The organism is Halobacterium jilantaiense (assembly GCF_900110535.1).
Lineage (GTDB): Archaea > Halobacteriota > Halobacteria > Halobacteriales > Halobacteriaceae > Halobacterium > Halobacterium jilantaiense.
Map to the genome: position 1 here is coordinate 2,074,703 of NZ_FOJA01000001.1, position 18,070 is coordinate 2,092,772.

The following is an 18,070-nucleotide window of genomic DNA, read 5'->3' on the forward strand; positions in this document are numbered from 1 at the left end:
TGTAGACGCCGCGAGCGGGCGCGAGTTGTCGCGTGGCGGGACGCGAGCTGTAGACGTGTTAGTACGTGTCGACGTTGGTGCCGACCGAACAGACGTACTCGCCGGTCGCGACCTGCGGGAGGCGGCGAGTGCGCCAGAAGATGCCGTCGTTGTCGGCGGTGACGGTGGCCTTCAGGGTGCCGAAGGCGTCCGTCACCTCGAACAGCGTGTCGCCCGCGCTCACGCGCTCGCCGAGGTCGACCTGGAAGTCGACGAGGCCGCCGACCGGGGAGCCGAAGCGGTCGAACTCCTTCGCGCGCGTCTGTGGCTCCGTCTGGACGTCGCCGTCGAGGAAGCCGTAGTGCGTGAGGACGTTGAAGACGCCGTCGACGCCGTACTGGATGGACTCCTCGTCCCAGCCGACGCAGCCGCCGAGCTCGGGGTCGATGGTGGGGATGCCGTCGTTCGGGCCGGCGCGCGCGAGCTGGCCCTCCGGCCCCTTCTGGTCGAGGACGTGACCCGTCCCGAACACCTTCGCGAGTTCGAGACACCGGGAGTGGAGGCGGTGGTGGCGGCCACACCGCACCCGCACCTCGTTGATCATCCGGGACGTCGAGCCCTGGTGGAGGTCGAGGATGAGGTCGGCGTCCGACGCGGCGGAGAACGTCGCGTGCGCGATGCGCTCGCTGGAGGAGCCGTCCGCGTTCCCCGGGTACGCCCGATTCATCTTCGTGTCGTCGATGGGGTTGCGGTGTTCGGCGACGTTGAACGCGGGGAGGTTCGTGATGCCCACCACGCGAACTTCGCCCGCGAGCTCGGCGGGGTCGAGCTGGGGGACGACGCGCCGGACGACGCCGACGCCGTTCAGTTCGTCGCCGTCGCTGGCGGCCTGTACGTAGAGTGTCTTGCCGTCGCGTTCACCGTTCACGACCGCGACCGGCAGCCCCACGGTGGCACCGTCCCGGCTCTCGCCGACGGAGAGCCGACCGGTGTCGAATTCGCCGGGGGCCGCAGACGCGGTGCCGAGCGTCGTCATCACCCCCTAATTCCGGCGGCCGTACCTTCAGCGATTCGGTACGGGAACCGACGCTGCTATTGCGGGGCCGCCACAACTCCCGTCCATGTCCGAGCGGCCCGGCGTACGGAACTTGATGCGGACGCTGGACGTCGTCACTCAGGCGAAGCGAGGGCTGGCGGTCGGCGTCCTGGTGGCGTTCGGGACGTACTGGCTGTTCGTGGTTGCGTCCGGCGGGTCGCCGTACCCGACCCCGTATCTCGCCGGGCTGGCGCTCGTCCTCGCGTTCACGACGACGCTGCTGGCGACGGCGCTGTTCACCATCGGCGCGGCCTACCGGGTCAGCCGGTCACTCGACTAGGCGGCGAGGCCGCGCAGCCGGTCGGCACCACTTCTGGTTCCCTTCGCGAGCAGCACGTCGCCCGCCCGGACCGCCGTGTCGGGGCCGGGCTCGACCACCCACGTCTCGCCGCTGGTCGCCGTCTCCGCGCGCCGAACGGCGACCACGCGCATGCCCGTCTGCGTCTTCACGCGCTCGTCGCCGAGCGTCGTCTCCGCGAGCATGCTGCCGGCCTCGACGGGGACGCGGACGACCACCTCGTCCGAGGCCTCGACGGCCTCCTGCACGACGACGTGGGTGTCGAGCCCGCGGAGGACGCCCTCGCTGATTTCGACGGCGGCGTCGCTGATGACCTCGGTCGCCGTGGCGATGTGGACGAGGCCCCGCAGCGAGACCGGGTCCGGGACGTCGGCGGCCGCCCGCAGCGTCCACGCCTCGAACCGCGACTTCAGCTGGTCGACTTCGGCCTCCAGCTCGACGACTTCGCCCGCGAGCCCGTCGTCGTCGAACAGCACCGCGCCGTACGCGAGGTCGACGGCGAGTTCGCTCATGTTCTTCATCAGGACGACAGAGTCGACCGCGCGCTCCAGGTCCGCGACGTCCGGCTCCGGGGGTGCCGGCCGGTCGTACGCCACGCCGGTCACCGTCTCGAAGACGCCCGCGACGCCGGTCTCGGGGCCGCGCAGCAGCAACACGTCGCCGGCCCGCAGCGTCGTCTCGCGGTCCGGGTTCGGGAGCCAGTCGGTGCCCGCGCCCGGCCCGGACTCGCCGTGGTTCTCGCGGCGGATGGCGATGACCCGCACCCCGGTCTCGGTCTCCAGGTCGACCTCGCCGAGCGTCCGGTCGGTGTACCGCGAGTCCGCACCGAGTTCGGCACGCACCAGCGACTCCGCGGCCTCCGGGAGCGCGGCGCGCATCGCGTCCGGCAGCCCGACGTCCTCACGCACGACCTTCGCGATGTCGCCGGCGGCGTCGCTCATCTTCTCCGTCGCCGCCACGACCCCGAGGACCGGTGCCAGCGACTCGGCGTCCTCGGGGCTGCGAGCCGCCATCAGGAGCGTCATCCGCGCCCGCAACTGGAGGATGTCCATGCGCTCCTCCAGCCGCAGGACTTCCTCGGCCACGTCGTCGCTGCCGTGCAGCACCGCCGAGAACGAGAGGTCCACCAGCAGCTCCGCGGTGTCTTTGAGCTCCACGAGGAGCTCCTTCGCGCTCGCCGGCTCGTACTCGACGCGGCCACCCATGCCAGACGGTTCGCTCCGGCCCGCGTTAAACGTTGGCGTGACCGGAACCGGAAGGAAACTCCGCAAATCCACACGAAAAACCGATACCCATTAGGACCGGCGCGGGCGACCCTAGCCTATGTCCGACGAACTCAAGAAGGGTCTCGAGGGCGTGCTCGTGGCCGAATCCGAGCTGAGTTTCATCGACGGCGACGAGGGGAAGCTCGTCTACCGCGGGTACACCATCGAGGACCTCGCGCGGGACGCCAGCTACGAGGAAGTGCTGTACCTCCTCTGGCACGGCGACCTCCCGACACGCGACGAACTGGCGGAGTTCCGCGCGGACATGGCGAGCCACCGCGAGGTCGACGACGACGTCCTCGACCTGGTCGCCGACCTCGCCAACGCGGACGAGGACCCGATGGCGGCGCTGCGAACGGCCGTCTCGGAGCTCTCCGCGTTCGACGGCGACAGCGACGCCGACCCGACCGACCGCGAGGCGAATCTCCGGAAGGGCAAACGAATCACCGCCAAAATCCCCACCATCGTCGCGGCGTTCACGCGCCTGCGTGACGGCGACGACGTGGTCGACCCCCGCGAGGACCTCGACCACGCCGCGAACTTCCTCTACATGCTGAACGACGAGGAGCCCGACGACGTGCTCGCCGACGTCTTCGATCAGGCGCTCGTGCTCCACGCCGACCACGGCCTGAACGCGTCGACATTCTCCGCGATGGTCACGTCCAGCACGCTCGCTGACGTCCACTCCGCGGTCACGTCCGCCATCGGGACGCTCTCCGGGAGCCTCCACGGCGGCGCGAACGCGAACGTCATGCGCATGCTCCAGGAGGTCGACGAGAGCGAGAAGGACGCCCTCGACTGGGTGCAGGACGCCCTCGACCGCGGCGACCGCGTGATGGGCTTCGGCCACCGCGTCTACAACGTCAAGGACCCGCGCGCGAAGATTCTCGGCGAGCGCAGCGAGGAACTCGGCGAGGCCGCGGGTGACACGAAGTGGTACCAGATGAGCGTCACCATCGAGGACTACATGGCCGAGGAGAAGGGCCTCGCGCCGAACGTCGACTTCTACTCCGCGTCGACGTACTACCAGATGGGCATCCCCGTCGACATCTACACGCCCATCTTCGCCATGTCTCGGGTCGGCGGTTGGGTCGGCCACGTTCTCGAACAGTTCGAGGACAACCGCCTCATCCGGCCGCGCGCCCGCTACGTCGGCGAGGAGGACCGCGACTTCCCGAGCGTCGACGAGCGGTAGACCGGCGACGCACGCCCGCGGTTTTCTGCGGTAGCTCGTCGTGAGAGAGCGGAGCGAACGCAGCGAAACGGTGCGACTGCGGCTTCCGTGGTTTACGTCCCGCTATCGCCTACGACAGCGTCGTCGCTAAGGCGTGAGTATCGTGAAAAACCGGGGCGGAGACACTCACGTCCGCAGCGTGACGAGACGCGCCGCTCGGAGCCGTTACGTCACGAGAAACGCCGGGACAGGGATTTGAACCCTGAACCCCGTAAGGGGACACGCTTTCCAGGCGTGCGCTTTGCCATTCGGCCATCCCGGCCCAGTCTGTCGTACCCGGGTCGGGCGTTTAAACCCTTCTCTTCGCGTCAGGGGGCGCGGCCGGCCGCGACGCGCGCGGTGGCGGCGGCGGCCACGAACACGACGGCGGCGACCCCGAACAGCGCGGCGTAAGGGACCCGGTCGCCGGAAATCAGGAGGTAGCCCTGTGCGAGGACGAGGAAGGCGAGCGCGCCGACGACGCCCCAGAGGAGCGTGCCTTTCGTGCGCGCGTCCATCCCGTCAGTCGCGCTGGGCGGCGATGGCTTCGATTTCGACGCCGGCACCCTTCGGGAGCGCGCCGACCTCGACGGCCGAGCGGGCGGGCGGGTTGTCCTGGAAGTACTCCTTGTAGGCGTCGTTCATCTCGTCGAAGTCGCCCATGTCGTCCATGAACACGGAGACCTTGAGGACGTCCTGCATGTTGAGTCCCTCCTCTTCGAGGATGGCCTTGACGTTCTCGAGGCTCTGGCGGGTCTGGACGTCGATGGGTTCGTCGTCGAGGAGTTCGCCGTCCGGGGTCAGGGGAATCTGGCCGGCGGTGAAGACGACGTCGCCGTCGGTGGTCGCCTGACTGTACGCGCCGACAGCCGCGGGCGCGTCTGCGGTTTCGATGATGCGCTTCATGTGCGGGGAGTCGCTCCCCCACGTCTTAAACGTGGGAGGAACGGGTCGACCGGCAGCCGACCGCCGTCAGTCCTCGATGCGGGGGCCGTTGAGGACGGTGACCTCGAAGCCCTCGTCCTGGATGCGGGTGAGCAGTCGGTCGACGTGCTCGGGGCCGCGGGTCTCGAGGTCGAGTTCGACCTCGGTGGCGTTCATCGCGATCTGGCGGTTCGTGCGGTCGTGCTGGATGGCGTAGATGTTCGCGCGCTCGTCGGCGACGACGTTCAGGAGGTCGTTGAGGCTGCCCGGGCGGTCCTTGACGACGGTCCGGATCTTCACGTAGCGGCCCTGGTCGACGAGCCCGCGGACGATGACCGTGGTGAGGAGGTTGAGGTCGATGTTCCCGCCGCAGAGCGCGGGCACGATCGTCTCGTCGTCGTCGTAGTCGAACTTCCCCTCCAGAACCGCCGCGAGCGGGGTCGCGCCAGCGCCCTCGACGAGCGTCTTCCCGCGTTCGAGCATGAGCACGAGCGCGGTCGCAATCTCGTCGTCGGAGACGGTGACGACCTCGTCGACGCGCTCCTCGATGACCGGGAACGTCTGCTCGCCGACCTTCCGGACGGCGATGCCGTCGGCGATGGTGTCGACGTGGTCGACGCCCTGCGGCTCGCCCTTGTTCAGCGACTGGGCGACCGTCGACGCGCCCTCCGCCTGCACACCTATTACGCGCGTGTCGGGGTTTTGGCCCTTGACGGCGGTGGCGACGCCGGAGATGAGGCCGCCGCCACCGATGGGAACGACGACCGTGTCGACGTCCGGGCAGTCCTCGACAATTTCGAGGCCGAGGGTGCCCTGGCCGGCCATGACGTACTGGTCGTCGAAGGCGTGGACGTACGTGCGGCCCTCCGACGCCTCGAGCTCGTGGGCGTGGGCCTGGGCGTCGTCGTAGTCGGCACCGTGGAGGACCACCTCTGCGCCGTAGCTCTTGGTCGCTTTCACTTTCGAGATGGGCGCGGTCTCCGGCATCACGACCTTCGAGTCTACGCCGGACCGGGAGGCGGCGAGCGCGACGCCCTGCGCGTGGTTGCCGGCAGAGGCCGTGACGACGCCGGCGGCCTGCTCCTCGTCGGAGAGCGTGCGGATGCGGTTGGTGGCTCCCCGAATCTTGAACGACCCGGTGCGCTGGAAGCACTCCAGTTTCGGGTGGATGTCGGCATCCGTCATCGCCGAGAAGGTGTGTGAGTAGTCCAGCGGTGTGTGCCGGGCCGTCTCGGCGACGCGGTCGCGCGCGGCGAGAACGTCGTCCAGTTCGAGCATACGCCGCGGTACGGTGGTTCCGGATTTAACCGTTGGTGATGGACCGCGAAGAACGCGAAAATGGAGCGTGTGACAACTGGGACAACGCCCGCCGCTAACTTAAAACCGACCGAACCGGAGTGAAAGTGAAACTGGTCGCGGTTCCGCGGTCTCGAAGCCTGCTGGGACCGACAGGCCCATGCAGCGAGGCTGCGACGCCCCGGTGTGTACTCGCGGCTCCGGTCGGTGTGGCGGCGCGTGTTCGCGCTGGCGTGGCCGGTCATGGCCGAACAGACGCTGCGCACCCTGATGCGCACCGTCGACGTCGCCGTCACGGCCGCCATCTCGCCCGCCGCCGTCGTCGCCGTCGGGCTCGCAGACCTCTACGCGCGCTTCCCGCTCCGAGTGGGGCTCGGTCTGGGCGGCGGTGCCATCAGCCTCTCCAGTCAGGACACCGGCCGGGACGCCACCGCCACCCGCGACGAAGCCGTCACGCAGGCCGTCCTCGTCGGCGCGCTGGTCGGGATTCCGTTCGCCGCGTTCGGCCTCCTGTTCGGCGCGGACGCCATCCGGCTGCTCGGTGCCGACCCGGATGTCGTCCCGCTGGGCGGCACCTACCTCGCGGTCGTACTCGCCACCGCGCCCGCACGCCACGTCGCCCTCATCGCAGCGCGCTCGCTGCAGGGCACTGGCGACACGCGCACGCCCATGTACGTGAACGCCGTCGCAAACGTCGCGAACATCGTCGGGAGCGTCGGTTTGGGCCTCGGCTACTTCGGGCTCCCCGAACTCGGCGTCCTCGGCGTCGGGCTTGCGACTGCCGCGGGCAACGTCTTCACTGCGCTCGCGCTTATGGCCGCCATCGCGTCGGACGCGACCGAAGCCGGGTTCGCGCGCCCGGCGTCCGCGGTCATCACGAGACAGCTGTTCGTCGTCAGCCTCCCCAAAATCGCGGAGGGGTTGAGTTCCACGCTCGCCGAGTTCCCGTTCAACGCCGTGCTGCTGACGTTCGGCACGAACGTCAACGCGGCCTTCCAAGTCGGGCGGCGGGCCTACCAGCAGGTCACCGGCCCGCTCTCCCGGGGGTACAGCGTCGCCGCGAACGTCGTCGTCGGGCAGGCGCTCGGCGAGGGCGACTCCGAGGGCGCGCGGTACAACGGCTGGGCGGTCGCCGCGCTCGGCGTTCTCACCGTCGGTCTGGTGGGCGTCCTGCTCGCCGTCTACGCCCGCCCGCTCGTCTCGCTGCTCGACGACACGCCGGCGACGCTCCGGTACGCCGTCCCGTTCGCGCAAGTGTACGGCCTGAGCGCGCCCTTCCTCGCCTCGTTCGTCGCGCTGTCCGGGGCTCTCCAGGGAGCCAGCGAGACCCGCATCCCGCTGCTCGCGCGCGCCACCGGCATGTTCGGGTTCCTCGTCGGGTTCGCGTACGTCGCCGGCGTCGCGCTCGGCTGGGGCGTCACCGCCGCGTACTGGAGCGTCGTCCTCTCGAACGTCTGGATGGCACTGGTCGTCGCCCTCGGGTTCCACTACAGCGGGTGGGCCGACCGCGCCGCCGGTATGATGGCCGAACGCGGTAACAGTTGAACCACTGCCGAACTCTCGCAGAGAAACATATCGATACGTAGGCGAAGAGAGGGCTCTGTAGCGTCTCGCTACCTCTACCGGAACAAATACTTGAGCGGCCACTCAACTATACCGCGATGGCAGACGCCACCCAGCGGCTGCGGCGCTACCTCGACGACGAACTCGAGGAGTGCCGGGACGAAGACGTGGACCAGCGCCTCGACGAGCTGACCGCGCTCGAAACCGCAATCGGCGAAGCGCGCGTCGACGCCGAACTCGACGTGCTGTCGGCGCTCGCCAGCGAGACCCGGTACTCGCTCGTCCGCGCGCTGGTCGCCGACGGCGACGAACTCTGCGTCTGCGAGCTGGACGCGCTCGTCGACGTCTCCGAGAGCGGGCTGAGCCACGCGCTCTCTCGGCTGGTCGACGCCGGCCTCGCCGACGCCCGGAAGGACGGCCGCTGGAAGAAGTACCGGGCGACGAACCGCGCGGTCGCGCTCGTCACCGTCCTCGACGGGAGCGTGACCGTCGATGAGTGAGCCCGTCCACGACCACGGCCCGGACTGCGGCTGCGAGGCCTGCGGCGACCCGCGGTCGATGGACGTCCTCGACAAGTACCTCACCGTCTGGATTCTGGCCGCGATGGCCGCCGGCGTCGCCCTCGGGTTCGCCGCGCCCTCCGTGACAGCCCCCATTCAGGACCTCCACCTCGTCGAGGTCGGGCTGATTCTCATGATGTACCCGCCGCTGGCGAAAGCCGACTACTCGCAGCTCCGGACCGTCTTCTCGAACTACCGCGTGCTGAGTCTGAGCCTCGTCCAGAACTGGCTCATCGGCCCCACGCTCATGTTCGCGCTCGCCGTCGTCTTCTTCGGTGGCGTCGTCCCCGGGCTGCCCGCCCGTCCCGAGTACTTCCTCGGGCTCGTGTTCATCGGGATGGCGCGCTGCATCGCGATGGTGCTCGTCTGGAACGAACTCGCCGAGGGTTCCACGGAGTACGTCACGGGCCTCGTCGCGTTCAACAGCCTCTTCCAGATTCTCACGTACGGCGTCTACGTCTGGCTGTTCGCGCTCGTGCTTCCGCCGCTGCTCGGCCTCGACTCGCTGGTCACCGGCATCGAGACGTTCGCCATCTCGCCCGGCCAGGTGTTCGAGGCCATCGTCGTCTTCCTCGGCATCCCGTTCGCCGCGGGGTTCCTCACGCGGTACGTCGGCACGCGCGCGAGGAGCGAGCAGTGGTACGACGACGAGGTCGTCCCCAGAATCGACCCGCTCACGCTGGTCGCGCTGCTGTTCACCGTCGTCGTGATGTTCGCCACGCAGGGGGGGACCATCGTCGCCGCCCCCGGCGACGTGCTCCTGCTCGCCGTCCCGCTCACGGTCTACTTCGTCGTGATGTTCCTCGTGAGCTTCGCGATGGGGCGGGGCGTCGGTGCCGACTACGCCACCACGACCGCCATCGGCTTCACCGCCGCCTCCAACAACTTCGAACTCGCCATCGCCGTCGCCGTCGCCGTCTTCGGTGTCGGCTCCGGCGTCGCGTTCGCCACCGTCGTCGGCCCCCTCATCGAAGTCCCAGTCCTGCTCGCGCTCGTGAACGTCGCGCTGTCCTTTCAGGACCGCTTCGACTGGACCGGCCGCGGCGACGGCTCCGCGGACAGCGTTCCCACCGACGACTGACCACCCAACTCATGCCCACAACCACCACCACGCTCGCGTTCGTCTGCGTGCAGAACTCCGTCTCACCTGCGGCGCGACGTGCGCTGCACGCCGCTCGGGCGGTGGTCGCGTGACCACTACCCTCGCGTTCGTCTGCGTGCAGAACGCTGGCCGCTCCCAGATGGCCGCCGTCTTCGCCGAGCGCGAAGCCGAACGCCGCGGCCTCGGCGACCGGGTGGAGGTGCTCACGGGCGGCACCCGCCCCGCCGACAGCGTCCACGACGCGGTCCGCGACGCGATGGCCGACGCCGGATTCGACCTCTCGGACCGCCAGCCGCGCGAAGTCGACCGCGAAACGCTCGGGAACTGCGACTACGTCGCGACGATGGGGTGCTCGACGCTCGACCTCGGAGCCGTCGCTGGGGTCGACGTTCGCGACTGGGCGCTCGCCGACCCCGACGGAGCCGACGCCGAGACGGTCCGGGAGATACGCGACGAGGTCGAACGCCGGGTCGTCGCGCTGTTCGACGAACTAGCGCGGGCGGAGACCGAACGCGGCCGGTAGGCTGCCGCACCCGCCGAGAGATACGTTTCGACCAGCGCGGCGGCGTGGCTGTCGAGTCCGGTGTACTGGCCGGTTCCGGGCTACTGGTCGGACGTGTCCACACCGGCACGACCGCTATGACGCGACGCCTTCGACCGCACTGCTCGCGAATAGAACGAACGAGAGCGCAGGATGTTCCTCGGGGGCCGCGTCGAAGACGGTCGAGCCGTCGGTCTCTCCCACGTCGGAGTCGGTGACGACACAGCCGGCAGCCCGCTGCCGGCGTCGTTCCCGCGTGTCGTCGACGTGGCGGGCGTTGGTCGTGTTCTCTGACATGCTCGGGCTTGCGCCCACGTCATGTCGCGTAATCTCGTAGTAAAAATTTTTACATGGATTGGCGGCCGCCCCTCCCGTTCGTCCAGCGCTGCGTCGACCAGCCGCTGTCGACACGGGTCTCGTGCCGCCCACTCGGCCAGTAGTGCGCTGGACAGTTCGGGCTCCGGAACGGCGCGCTCGCCGTCGACTGAGCCCGGTCGAGCGTGACTGACGGTGGAGAAATCAGGCGTTCTCGGCGGTGTCTACTCGCATCGTGGGGAGCGTCCGGTAGGTGAGCGCGCGCCAGAGCCACTCCAGGGGACCGTACCGGAAGTACCGCAGCCAGAGCACCGAGAGGGGGACCTGGACCGCCCAGATGGCGACGACGACGCCGAGGGCCTCGACGCGGGAGACGCGGCCGAACAGGCCGAGGCCGTGGCCGTAGAAGATGCTGGTGGCGACAACGGTCTGGAAGATGTAGTTGCTGAACGCGGTGCGGCCGACGGCCGCCAGCCAGCGCGTCGCGGTGCCGTCCGGACGCCACGACGCCCACAGCATCACGAGACCGAGGTACGCGCCGGCGAGCGGGATGCTCCCCCAGTAGTTGAACTGGTGCCAGTACAGGGAGGCCGAGGCCGCCCAGCCGCTGGCCTCGATGTACCAGAGGCCGGCGAGGATGGCGGCGAGACCGACGGTGCCACCGACGGCGGCGAGCCGCCGGTAGAAGCCCCTCGACCGCTCGTTCGTGATGACGCCGGTCTCGAACAGCGCCATCCCGTACAGCATCAGGCCGGCCGTCCGCCAGCTCGTGGAGGCGACGTAGCCCGAAGTCTGCCGGAAGAACGACGTGTCGACGCGGTGGCTCATCTGGCCGAGCCAGCCGCTCCGGTAGGCCTCGATTTCGGCCCGGAGCGCCGACTGGTCGGGCTGCCAGGAGGCCGCGAGCGCGGCCGGGTCGACGGCGAGCGCGGACAGCACCTCCAGCGCCGACGGAATCAGGAGGAGCGCGGTGCCGACCATCGCGAGCTTCCGGGGCTCCCAGTCGCGGGCGAAGACGACGAACAGCGCGGTGACGCCGTACGCGACGAGGATGTCGCCGTACCAGAGCAGGTAGGCGTGTGCGAGCCCGAACGCGACGAGCCACAGCGACCGGCGGGTGTGGAGGGCGACGGCGTTGTCGCCGTCGCGCTCGCGGTTCCGCGTGAACAGCGCGACGCCGGCCCCGAACAGCAGCGTGAACAGCGTGATGAACTTCTGTTTCACGAGGACGTGGCCGGCGAGCCACGCCCAGTAGTTCGCGCCCGAGAAGTCGCCGTACGCGGTGGGGTTGAACAGCACGACTTCGGGCATCGAGAACACCCGGACGTTGATGACGAGGATGCCGAGGAGCGCGAACCCGCGGAGCGCGTCGAGGCCGACGATGCGCTCCGAGGGCGGAGTCGGGCTTCGTTCACCGCTCATCGACCCACCTCTCTGCGGCCGTCGGGTGCCGTCTGTCTCCGTGGTTCCCTCGGTCGACCATCACTGTTCACCTCGTGGCGTACCGGACACAAAGGTGTGGGTTCGCGGCCGCGCCGGCGCGGCGTGGCGGTCCCGGGACTCGGGCTGCTCCGAGCGGCGTTAAGCCGCCGCTATCCGAAGATAGCCGACGTATAGCCAAGTCACCGTGCTCGGTGTGTCCGGCCATGTCGACTAGCGAGGAGAGTCCGGCGGAGACGCTGGCGGACCTGCGGATGCTGGAACGCCTGCGTTTCGAGGTCGCGGACGAACAGTTCGAGGGGTACTCGCACCGCAAGCAGGTCGACGACGGCCGCATGTGGGTGGTGGTTCAGACGGAGGGCGACCGCGTGTTCCGCATCGAGACGCAGTGGGCGAACGGCTGGCTGGAGCCGCTGGTCGACGAGTACGACGGCAGCGACGACTCCGTGGAGCCCGTCGGGAATCTCTCGGCCGTGGAGGCGCTGGGGTACACGCGTGACGAGCGTGAGCGCGGCGCAGACGAGGCCCACTGACGGCTCGACCACCGATTCTAGTACTTAAACGCCTTCCCCCGGGCCATGGCTCGTGTGAACGACTAACACAACAATCCCCGGCGTCAGTGTCCTTGCCTGCGGTACGGCGGCGACTCGGTCTGTCGGCTTCCCGGCAATCTCGTCGCAAAACACATACTTTTATATAGAATGGCAATCAATGTATCTATCACAATGGCTCAGCAACAGCGAATGCAGGGGCAGCCGATGATCATCATGGGCGACGACGCGCAGCGCGTGAAAGACCGCGACGCCCAGGAACACAACATCTCGGCCGCCCGTGCGGTCGCAGACGCGGTACGCTCCACGCTCGGCCCGAAGGGCATGGACAAGATGCTCGTCTCCTCGATGGGCGACGTCACCGTCACCAACGACGGCGTCACCATCCTCCAGGAGATGGACATCGACAACCCGACCGCGGAGATGATCGTGGAAGTCGCCGAGACCCAGGAAGACGAGGCCGGCGACGGCACCACGACCGCGGTCGCCATCGCGGGCGAACTCCTGAAGAACGCCCAGAACCTCCTCGAACGCGACATCCACCCGACGGCCATCATCAAGGGCTACAACCTCGCCGCCGAGCAGGCCCGCGAGGAAGTCGACAACGTCGCCGTCGACGTCGACCCCGACGACGAGGACCTCATCCGTAGCGTCGCCGAGACCTCGATGACCGGCAAGGGCGCGGAACTCGACAAGGAGCTGCTCTCCGGCATCATCTACGACGCCATCAATCAGGTCTCCGTCGACACCGACGAGGGCGGCATCGTCGTCGACGCGGCGAACATCAACATCGAGACCCAGACCGGTCGCGGCGTCGGCGAGAGCCAGCTGCTCCGCGGCGCGGCCATCAGCAAGGACCCCGTCCACGACCAGATGCCCAGCGCGGTCGAGGACGCCAGCATCCTCCTCCTGAACGAGGCCATCGAAGTCGAGGAGGCAGAGGCCGACACCTCCGTCAACATCGAGAGCCCCGACCAGCTCCAGTCCTTCCTCGACCAGGAGGAGAAGCAGCTCAAGCAGAAGGTCCAGCAGATCGTCGACACGGGCGCGGACGTCGTCTTCTGCCAGAAGGGCATCGACGACATGGCCCAGCACTACCTCGCGAAGGAGGGTATCCTCGCGGTCCGCCGCACCAAGAAGTCCGACATCGAGTTCCTCACGAACGTGCTTGGCGCGTCCGTCGTCACGGACCTCGACGCGGCGTCCAGCGACGACGTCGTCTCCGGCTCCGTCACTCGCGACGAGGAGGACGAGCTGTTCTACGTCGAGGGTGCCAGCGACGACGCCCACGGCGTCACCATCCTCCTGCGCGGCTCCACCGACCACGTCGTCGACGAGCTCGAACGCGGCGTCTCCGACGCGCTCGACGTGTCCGCGCAGACGCTCTCGGACGGCCGCGTCCTCCCCGGTGGCGGTGCCACCGAGGTCGAGGTCGCCGACCGACTCCGTGACTTCGCGGACTCCGTCGAGGGCCGCGAGCAGCTCGCCGTCGAGGCGTTCGCCGACTCCCTGGAGCTCGTGCCTCGCGTCCTCGCCGAGAACGCGGGCCTGGACTCCATCGACACGCTCGTCGACCTGCGCTCCGCCCACGAGAGCGGCGAGGAGCGCACCGGCCTGAACGTCCTTTCCGGCGACCTCGAGGACACCTTCGAGGCCGGCGTCGTCGAGCCCGCGCACGCCAAGGAGCAGGCGGTCACGTCTGCCTCCGAGGCCGCGAACCTCGTGCTCAAAATCGACGACATCATCTCCGCCGGCGACCTCTCCACCGACAAGGGTGACGACGAGGGCGGTGCCGGCGGCATGGGTGGCATGGGCGGCGGCATGGGCGGCATGATGTAAGCTCGGGCACAGCCTAGCTTCCAGCACCCACCGAATTCGCCGTCGCACCGCTCGTCCGACCGATTTGCCGACTTCTTTCGACGCTCGTCGCGCAGCCGCTGCTGTGCGTTCCGTGTCGCGTGGAGAATCCGCGGCCCGTTACTACTCGTCGACGTCGAGTTCGAACTGCTCGTTCTCGGCGGCGGCGTTCAGGACGACGCTCGTGTTGGACTCGTTGATGTCGGCGTCGGACAGCAGTTCCTTGATGAGCGCGTTCATGTCGTCGGTGTCCTGAAACTTCCCGACGGCGACGACGTCGTAGTCGCCGGTGACCTCGTAGACGGAGACCATCTGTTTGTGGCCGCGGAGCCGGTCCGTGATGTCGGGGAGGGCGTCACCGTCGACTTTGAGCTGGAGGATTGCGGTGACGTCGAACCCGAGTCGCTCGTAGTCGACGACGGGCGTGTAGCCGTCGACGACGCCCTCGTCTTCGAGGGTCTGGAGGTGGTTCGAGACGGTGGTGACCGAGACGTCGAGGTCGTCCGCGAGACTCCGGAGGCTCGCGCGACCGTCGCCGAGTAGTTCGTTGACCAGTTTCACGTCGAGGTTCTCGTAGGTCATACACCACGCTACCGACTCCACGGTATAGAAGTTTACGAACGTCCACTTCTCTATCCTTCTGGCTCTACTTACACCGAGCGATACTCATTTAGTGATGGAAGTAGACCACTCTTACCGTAGATAGAGATGACGAACGGACATTCCGAAACCGACGGGCTGACAGACCGGGAGCAGGCGGTACTGGACGAGATCGAGGCGGAGGGCATCGACTTCCTGCGGCTGCAGTTCACGGACATCCTCGGCACGGTGAAGAACGTCTCCATCCCCGCCCACCAGGCGGAGAAGGCGTTCACGGAGGGCATCTACTTCGACGGCTCCTCCATCGAGGGCTTCGTGCGCATCCAGGAGTCGGACATGCGCCTCGACCCCGACCCCGACACGTTCGCGGTGCTCCCGTGGCGGTCGAACGGCGAGGGCGGGAGCGCCCGCCTCATCTGTGACGTCGTCGACCGCGAGGGCAACGCGTTCGCCGGCGGCCCCCGCCAGGTCCTGAAGAACGTCCTCGCGCGCGCCGAGGAGATGGGGTACTCGGTGAGCATCGGGCCCGAGCCCGAGTTCTTCCTCTTCGAGAAAGACGAGGAGGGCAACGCCACCACGGACGCCCACGACAACGGCGGCTACTTCGACCTCGCGCCGAAGGACCTCGCGTCGGACATCCGCCGCGAAATCATCTTCACCCTCGAGGAGATGGGCTTCGAAATCGAGGCCAGCCACCACGAGGTCGCCCGCGGTCAGCACGAGATCAACTTCAAGTACGACGACGCGCTCACCACCGCGGACAACATCGCGACGTTCCGCTCGGTCGTGCGCGCCGTCGCCGAGCAGAACGACGTGCACGCGACGTTCATGCCGAAGCCCATCGGCGAAATCAACGGCTCGGGCATGCACAGCCACATCTCGCTGTTCGACGAGGACGGCGAGAACGCGTTCGCCGACGACGACGACGAGTTCAACCTCTCCGAGACGGCCTACCAGTTCATGGGCGGCGTGCTCGAACACGCGCCAGCGTTCACCGCAGTGACGAACCCGACGGTGAACTCCTACAAGCGTCTGGTCCCCGGCTACGAGGCACCGGTCTACATCGCGTGGAGCGACGTGAACCGGTCGGCGCTCATCCGCGTCCCGGACGCCGCCGGCGTCTCCGCGCGCTTCGAGATTCGCTCGCCGGACCCGTCCTGTAACCCCTACCTCGCGCTCGCCGCGGTCATCGCGTCCGGGCTGGACGGCATCGAGACGGGTGCCGACCCCGGCGACGCAGTCCGCGAGGACATCTACGAGTTCGACGACGAGAAGCGCGCCGAGTACGGCATCGAGACGCTGCCCGGGAACCTCGGCGAGGCCATCACGGCGCTCGAGGCGGACTCGGTCCTCCAGGAAGCGCTCGGCCCGCACGTCTCCGAGAAGTTCGCGGAGGCCAAGCGCCAGGAGTTCTCGGAGTACAAGGCGTCCGTCTCCGAGTGGGAGACCGACCGCTACCTCGAGAAGTTCTGAACGGCGGGCAGCCCCACGAACACCGTTCCGGCCGCGACGTGGGTCGCGAACACCGCCGCCGCCGCGGCCTCCACGGCGAGCGTCGCCGCGGCGGCTCCGCCGACCGCGAGCACGACGCCCGTGCTCGCCACGGGCCGCACCGCCTCGGTCACTCGTTCTCGCTCCGTGACGAGCAGCCAGCCCGCGAGCGCGCCGCTCGTCCCGCCGAGCGCCGCCACGGCGTCCACGGTCGGTCCGGCCACGACGACGGCCGCCACCGCGAGCGCGACGGCGAGCAGGAAGCCGTAGACGACGCGACGCCGCGTCGCGGCGAGCGCCAGCCCGACGAACGCCGTTCCGGCGGTCATCCCCGCGAGCACGTCGACGAGGTAGTGGACGCCGAGCGCCACGCGCGTGAACGACACGAGCACAATCAGTCCCGCACCGACGAGATACCGGCGCGGTCGCGAGCCGACCGCGAGCAGCGCCGCCAGCCCGCTGTAGAACACCGTCGCTCCGGTGGCGTGCCCGCTCGGGAAGCCGTTGCCGTCCTCGGCGATTCGCATCACCGACTCGGGCGGCCGCGGCTCCGCGAACGCGCCCTTCAGCAACACGACCAGCGCCAGCCCGCCGATGGTGACGGCGAGCAGACGCGCGCCGTCCCGGCGGTCCAGCAGGCCCAGTCGCTCCCCGAAGAGGTACGCGAACGGCCCGGCGCTCGTCACGACGTACGTACTCCCGAGCGCGGTGAGGACCACCAGCACCGCGACCAGCGCGTCCGGAACGCTGCCCGCGACGAGTTCGGTGACGCCGACGCCGCGCGCGCTCACGACCGCCACGACCGCACGCGGTCCGCGACTTTCCCCGGCAGCCCGACCGCGTTCACGCCGATGCCGAACAGCACCATCAGGGTGTAGAGGCCGAGCGTCGACAGCCACACCACGAGCATCGCGAGTATCGCCCAGCCGCCGGAGAGGTAGGCGAACGCCGCGACGGTCATCCCGGTGCCGTACAGCAACACGAGGTACGGTCCCCAGCCGCGGGCTTTCCCGCGGCGCTGGCGGGCGCGCACGTACTGCCGCAGGTCCGCCTCGAGGTCGTCGCGACTCACTGTCTTCGCGTCTAATTCTTCGCGGAGCGCCGCGACTTCGGCTCCGAGGGCGGCGACGTCCGGGGCCTCGTCGGGGGGCTCGCGGCCGCTGTCCGTGTCGTCTTCGTTGTCGTCAGTTCGTCCCGACAGCACGGCGTTGAATACCGCCCCGACCGTGATAATGATGCCGCCGAAGTAGAGGAACGTAACGAACAACAGCGCGCCACCGAGTACACCGTACAGTTCGAGGCTCGCGGTCTGTGCGTAGACGCGGAACCCCTCGACGAGCGCCGTCCAGCCGACCGCTCCGAAGACGGCTCCGGGCACCGCGTTCTGGAGTGTCATTCCGACGTCCGGGAACACGTAGTACGCGGGCAGGAAGAGCACGGACAGCACGACGACGAGCGACGCGACACTCGTGACGTTCGCGAACGGCAGCAGCCCGAGCACCGGAGCCGCGATGCCGATGCCGGCCGCGACCACGACCGCGACCGGAATCGTCACCAGCACGACGCTGGCGTCTTTCAACTGGTCGACGAGCCCTTCGCTCCCCTCGACGCCGTAAATCTGGGAGAACGCCACGTCGAGTCCGCGGAACAGCTTCAGCCCGGACCACGCCAGCAGCGCGACGCTCACCACGGTCGCGCTCGCCCGGCCCTCGGTGTTGGTGACGGCGTTGCGCACCGCCTGCTGGCCGGTGCCGGAGAGGAACTCGTCGGTCAGCCGGAGCCCCTCCTCGACGAGCGCGTCGCCCCCGAGCGCCTGGCCGACTGTCACTCCGAGCAACACCAGCGGCACGATGCTCACGAACGCGTAGTACGCGATGGCGGCCGCGAGGAACGTCACTTGCTCGTCGCGGGCTCCCGTCGCTGTCTGCCGAGCGACGACCGCGGCGCGTCGGAGTCGTGTCACACGTCAGACTTCCACG

Annotated in this window: 19 protein-coding genes and 1 tRNA gene; 9 read left to right on the forward strand and 11 right to left on the reverse strand. The window is 68.7% G+C overall.

Features of this window, described 5'->3' with window-relative positions:
• Positions 1-58: 58 nt before the first annotated feature.
• Positions 59-1,015, reverse strand: coding sequence for a succinylglutamate desuccinylase/aspartoacylase family protein (locus BMW35_RS10630; protein WP_089669418.1), 957 nt, complete (start codon positions 1,013-1,015; stop codon positions 59-61).
• A gap of 85 nt (positions 1,016-1,100) precedes the next feature.
• On the opposite strand from BMW35_RS10630, the gene BMW35_RS10635 reads away from it, so the two are divergent.
• Entirely contained in the window at positions 1,101-1,355 is a 255-nt protein-coding gene (locus BMW35_RS10635) for a DUF7536 family protein (RefSeq protein ID WP_089669419.1), read from the forward strand.
• Here the strand turns inward: BMW35_RS10635 and BMW35_RS10640 are convergent.
• The gene (locus BMW35_RS10640) at positions 1,352-2,578 is read right to left on the reverse strand and encodes a potassium channel family protein (RefSeq protein WP_089669420.1); all 1,227 of its coding nucleotides are present in this window, start codon (positions 2,576-2,578) and stop codon (positions 1,352-1,354) included. The two genes, BMW35_RS10635 and BMW35_RS10640, sit on opposite strands and share 4 nt — an antisense overlap.
• A gap of 118 nt (positions 2,579-2,696) precedes the next feature.
• On the opposite strand from BMW35_RS10640, the gene citZ reads away from it, so the two are divergent.
• Positions 2,697-3,833 carry a citrate synthase gene (gene citZ, locus BMW35_RS10645; protein ID WP_089669421.1) on the forward strand — a complete coding sequence of 379 codons (1,137 nt, stop codon included), beginning with the start codon at positions 2,697-2,699 and terminating at the stop codon, positions 3,831-3,833.
• A 219-nt stretch (positions 3,834-4,052) separates the two neighbouring features.
• Here citZ and BMW35_RS10650 read toward each other — a convergent pair.
• The 4 genes from BMW35_RS10650 to ilvA form a co-directional block, all read right to left on the reverse strand.
• A tRNA-Ser gene (locus tag BMW35_RS10650) sits at positions 4,053-4,134 on the reverse strand.
• 46 nt (positions 4,135-4,180) lie between these two features.
• A complete protein-coding gene (locus tag BMW35_RS10655) occupies positions 4,181-4,369 on the reverse strand; it encodes a DUF7981 family protein (RefSeq protein WP_089669422.1) in 189 nt (62 codons plus the stop codon).
• 4 nt (positions 4,370-4,373) lie between these two features.
• Positions 4,374-4,757: a Rid family detoxifying hydrolase gene (locus BMW35_RS10660; RefSeq protein WP_089669423.1), complete on the reverse strand. Its 384-nt coding sequence runs from the start codon at positions 4,755-4,757 to the stop codon at positions 4,374-4,376.
• Between the two features lie 66 nt (positions 4,758-4,823).
• Entirely contained in the window at positions 4,824-6,053 is a 1,230-nt protein-coding gene (ilvA, locus tag BMW35_RS10665) for a threonine ammonia-lyase (RefSeq protein ID WP_089669424.1), read from the reverse strand.
• Between the two features lie 261 nt (positions 6,054-6,314).
• On the opposite strand from ilvA, the gene BMW35_RS10670 reads away from it, so the two are divergent.
• From BMW35_RS10670 to BMW35_RS10685, 4 genes are all read left to right on the forward strand, one after another.
• Positions 6,315-7,616 (forward strand): MATE family efflux transporter, encoded by a 1,302-nt coding sequence (locus BMW35_RS10670; protein ID WP_089670411.1) that lies wholly within the window; start codon positions 6,315-6,317, stop codon positions 7,614-7,616.
• 116 nt (positions 7,617-7,732) lie between these two features.
• Positions 7,733-8,134, forward strand: coding sequence for an ArsR/SmtB family transcription factor (locus BMW35_RS10675; RefSeq protein WP_089669425.1), 402 nt, complete (start codon positions 7,733-7,735; stop codon positions 8,132-8,134).
• On the forward strand, positions 8,127-9,275 hold the full coding sequence (gene arsB, locus BMW35_RS10680) for an ACR3 family arsenite efflux transporter (RefSeq protein ID WP_089669426.1): 1,149 nt from the start codon (positions 8,127-8,129) through the stop codon (positions 9,273-9,275). Before BMW35_RS10675 ends, arsB begins: the two co-directional genes overlap by 8 nt.
• Positions 9,276-9,384: 109 nt before the next feature.
• Positions 9,385-9,819, forward strand: a complete 435-nt coding sequence (locus BMW35_RS10685; RefSeq protein ID WP_218138602.1) for an arsenate-mycothiol transferase ArsC — start codon at positions 9,385-9,387, stop codon at positions 9,817-9,819.
• A 114-nt stretch (positions 9,820-9,933) separates the two neighbouring features.
• Here the strand turns inward: BMW35_RS10685 and BMW35_RS10690 are convergent, their stop codons facing one another.
• Both BMW35_RS10690 and BMW35_RS10695 read right to left on the reverse strand, forming a co-directional pair.
• Positions 9,934-10,134 carry a hypothetical protein gene (locus BMW35_RS10690; RefSeq protein WP_089669428.1) on the reverse strand — a complete coding sequence of 67 codons (201 nt, stop codon included), beginning with the start codon at positions 10,132-10,134 and terminating at the stop codon, positions 9,934-9,936.
• A 222-nt stretch (positions 10,135-10,356) separates the two neighbouring features.
• On the reverse strand, positions 10,357-11,574 hold the full coding sequence (locus BMW35_RS10695; RefSeq protein ID WP_089669429.1) for a DUF418 domain-containing protein: 1,218 nt from the start codon (positions 11,572-11,574) through the stop codon (positions 10,357-10,359).
• A 224-nt stretch (positions 11,575-11,798) separates the two neighbouring features.
• Here BMW35_RS10695 and BMW35_RS10700 point away from each other — a divergent pair, with 224 nt between their 5' ends.
• Both BMW35_RS10700 and thsB read left to right on the forward strand, forming a co-directional pair.
• Positions 11,799-12,125 (forward strand): hypothetical protein, encoded by a 327-nt coding sequence (locus BMW35_RS10700; protein ID WP_089669430.1) that lies wholly within the window; start codon positions 11,799-11,801, stop codon positions 12,123-12,125.
• A 192-nt stretch (positions 12,126-12,317) separates the two neighbouring features.
• Positions 12,318-13,982: a thermosome subunit beta gene (thsB, locus tag BMW35_RS10705; protein WP_089669431.1), complete on the forward strand. Its 1,665-nt coding sequence runs from the start codon at positions 12,318-12,320 to the stop codon at positions 13,980-13,982.
• Between the two features lie 141 nt (positions 13,983-14,123).
• Here the strand turns inward: thsB and lrp are convergent, their stop codons facing one another.
• Positions 14,124-14,636: an HTH-type transcriptional regulator Lrp gene (gene lrp / locus BMW35_RS10710; RefSeq protein ID WP_449404982.1), complete on the reverse strand. Its 513-nt coding sequence runs from the start codon at positions 14,634-14,636 to the stop codon at positions 14,124-14,126.
• Between the two features lie 72 nt (positions 14,637-14,708).
• On the opposite strand from lrp, the gene BMW35_RS10715 reads away from it, so the two are divergent.
• Entirely contained in the window at positions 14,709-16,073 is a 1,365-nt protein-coding gene (locus BMW35_RS10715) for a glutamine synthetase family protein (protein ID WP_089669433.1), read from the forward strand.
• Here the strand turns inward: BMW35_RS10715 and BMW35_RS10720 are convergent.
• The gene (locus BMW35_RS10720) at positions 16,055-16,882 is read right to left on the reverse strand and encodes a phosphatase PAP2 family protein (RefSeq protein WP_089670412.1); all 828 of its coding nucleotides are present in this window, start codon (positions 16,880-16,882) and stop codon (positions 16,055-16,057) included. The two genes, BMW35_RS10715 and BMW35_RS10720, sit on opposite strands and share 19 nt — an antisense overlap.
• Complete coding sequence (locus BMW35_RS10725; RefSeq protein ID WP_089669434.1) at positions 16,879-18,054, reverse strand: YihY/virulence factor BrkB family protein; 1,176 nt, start codon at positions 18,052-18,054, stop codon at positions 16,879-16,881. The genes BMW35_RS10720 and BMW35_RS10725 overlap by 4 nt, the downstream gene beginning before the upstream one ends.
• Positions 18,055-18,070: the final 16 nt, after the last annotated feature.